Below are 1,317 nucleotides of genomic sequence, written 5' to 3'. Positions count from 1 at the left end.
AGGATGTTGAAAAATTCCTCTCCGATCGGATCGATCACTCGTATAGCATCTATATAGTTTGAACGAGGGCGGTGGAGTTGAGGAGGCAGAGGAAGATGCGGGGATACGATAGGCCGCAGAGCACGATGCTGACCTTGGTGAACCCCGAGCAGCGAGTACCGGCCAAGCATCCGATCAGACTGATCAAGCAGCTGGCCGAGGTCGCGCTCAAAGAACTCTCGCCGTTGTTCGAACAGATGTACAGCGAAGTGGGCCGGCCCTCGATCCCGCCGGAGCGGCTGTTGAAAGCCTCACTCTTAATGGCGCTGTATACGGTGCGCAGTGAGCGGATGTTCTGCGAGCAGTTAGATTACAACCTGTTGTTTCGGTGGTTCCTGGATCTGAACTGGGACGAGCCGGGCTTCGACCACTCGACCTTTAGCCGCAATCGGGGCCGTCTGCTGGAGCACGACGTGGCGGGCGAGTTTTTCCGCACGGTGGTGGCGGAGGCACGTGAACTGAAGCTGACCAGTGACGAGCACTTTACGGTGGACGGCACGCTGATCGAGGCGTGGGCGTCGCTCAAGAGCTTTCGCCCCAAGGGTGAGGAACGCAGCGATCGCACGCCGCCGGATGACCCGGGCAATCCGAGCGTGGACTTCCACGGCGAACGGCGCCAAAACGCGACGCACCAGTCAACGACTGATCCTGAAGCGCGGCTGGCGAAGAAGGGCGCCGGCAAAGAGGCCAGGCTCTGTTACACCGAAAGCGTGCTGATGGAGAACCGCAACGGATTAATGGTCGATCTGCGCGTGGGTCAGGCCGGCGGTCGGGCCGAATGCGAACAAGGACTGGAGATGCTCCAAGAGATTCGCGGGCCGCGCCGAATCACGGTGGCCGGCGACAAGGGCTATGACACGGCGGCGTTCGTGGCGAGCTGCCGCGCGCTCAATGTCACTCCCCATGTGGCGCACAATGAACGACGGCCGGGCGGCTTGGCACTTGACCATCGCACCACCAGTCGGCCGGGATACGCGGTGAGCCAACGCGTGCGCAAGCGGGTCGAAGAGATCTTCGGCTGGATTAAGACGGTCGGCAACTTCCGTCGCACGCGCTATCGGGGCGTCGAGCGGACCAGTTTCGCCGCCTACCTGGTCGGCGCTGCCTACAACCTGCTGAGGATCGCAAAGCTCTGTCCCAGCGGATGAATCGAGCCGCCAGCGAGCTGCACTCTACCACGGCCAACCCGGTAACTACCCGATCGGTAAATCCAATACTCACTTCGTCACGTCATCAGACCACGCCAAGCTCGTGATTCAACCCTTTCATCAACACCCT

The 1,317-nt window shown here is 61.0% G+C and carries 1 protein-coding gene; it reads left to right on the top strand.

Features of this window, described 5'->3' with window-relative positions; all coding sequences use genetic code 11:
- Positions 1 to 95: 95 nt before the first annotated feature.
- The gene (locus tag IVW53_16055) at positions 96 to 1,187 is read left to right on the top strand and encodes an IS5 family transposase (GenBank protein ID MBF6607075.1); all 1,092 of its coding nucleotides are present in this window, start codon (positions 96 to 98) and stop codon (positions 1,185 to 1,187) included.
- Positions 1,188 to 1,317 lie beyond the last annotated feature (130 nt).

The organism is Chloroflexota bacterium (assembly GCA_015478725.1).
GTDB lineage: Bacteria > Chloroflexota > Limnocylindria > Limnocylindrales > CSP1-4 > C-114.
The sequence above is the reverse complement of the archived record's forward strand: the minus strand, read 5'-3'. Positions and strand labels throughout refer to the sequence as shown.

Excerpts from the sequence above, each read along its gene's own strand:
- IVW53_16055 (MBF6607075.1), top strand. The coding sequence starts at position 96 with ATGCGGGGATACGATAGGCCGCAGAGCACGATGCTGACCTTGGTGAAC.